General features: G+C 78.0%; 1 protein-coding gene and 1 pseudogene. Both read left to right on the top strand.

The features are described 5' to 3' along the window. The first annotated feature begins 75 nt into the window (after window positions 1–75). Complete coding sequence (locus GTW43_RS09045; protein ID WP_161301105.1) at window positions 76–585, top strand: septum formation initiator family protein; 510 nt, start codon at window positions 76–78, stop codon at window positions 583–585. A 4-nt stretch (window positions 586–589) separates the two neighbouring features. Further along, a pseudogene (locus tag GTW43_RS09040) lies at window positions 590–1024 on the top strand (cell division protein); the annotation flags it as partial.

The following is a 1024-nucleotide window of genomic DNA, read 5'->3' as shown; positions in this document are numbered from 1 at the left end:
GCACGGGGCGGCTCGTCCGGCGGGGCGCCCGCGCGGGGCGGACCCCGGCGCGGCGCTGCCCGGCTCGCGCGCTTCCTGCCGGTCTCCCCGTCCGGCGGCGCGCAGGCCGCCCGCACCCCGTTCGTCCTGCTGGTCGTGCTGCTGCTCGGCGGCGGCCTGATCATGCTCCTGGTGCTGAACTCCTCGCTCAACGAAGGATCGTTCAAGCTCACCAAGCTCAAGAAGCAGACCACCGAGCTCACCGACGACGAGCAGCAGTTGCAGCGCGAGGTCGACTCCTACTCGGCGCCCGACGCCCTGCTGCGCCGCGCCGGCGAGCTCGGCATGGTCCCCGGCGGCGACCCCGCCTTCCTGACCCCGTCGGGTGTCCGCGGCGCACCGAGCCCCGCCGCCGCGCCCGCCCCGGTGCGCCGCCCCGCGCCGCCGAGCCCGTCCGCCTCTCCGTCGGGGTCTGCGCCGGGCTCCCCGAAGGCCTCCTCCGGTGCGTCTCCCCAGGCCTCGCCCCGGGCGTCCGGCACACCGTCGCCCAGGACGACCCCGGCCGGCACGCCGACGGCCCCCGCCCCCTCGACCTCCGGCAGGTGACGCGATGACCGACAGGGAGCCCCCACGCCGCCGGGTGCCCGCACCCGCGCGCCCCGCGGGCACCGGACGCCCCGGCCCGCAGCGCCGGCCGGGCCCCGGGTCCCGGCCGCCCGTCCGCCGCCCGCGCCCCTCGGGGCCGAAGGGCGCGGCGCCGCTGCGCCTGGGCAGCCCCCGGCCCCGGCTGCGGATGGTGAGCCTCGGCCTGACGCTCGTCCTCCTGGTCTTCGTCGTGCGCCTGCTCCAGGTGCAGGGCGTCGACGCGAACGCGTACGCCGCCAAGGCCGAGCTGAACCGCTACGTCAGCCACACCATCGCGGCCGAGCGCGGCGGCATCACCGACCGCAGCGGTGTGGCGCTGGCGACGAGCGTCGACGCGTACGACATCACCGCGGACCCGACCCTGTTCACCGAGAAGGTCACCGGCGTCAAGGACGCGCCC

Origin of the sequence: Streptomyces sp. SID5785, from assembly GCF_009870065.1 — a bacterium.
Classification (GTDB): domain Bacteria; phylum Actinomycetota; class Actinomycetes; order Streptomycetales; family Streptomycetaceae; genus Streptomyces.
Note: the sequence above shows the minus strand (reverse complement) of the source record. Positions and strands in the feature narration are given on the sequence as shown.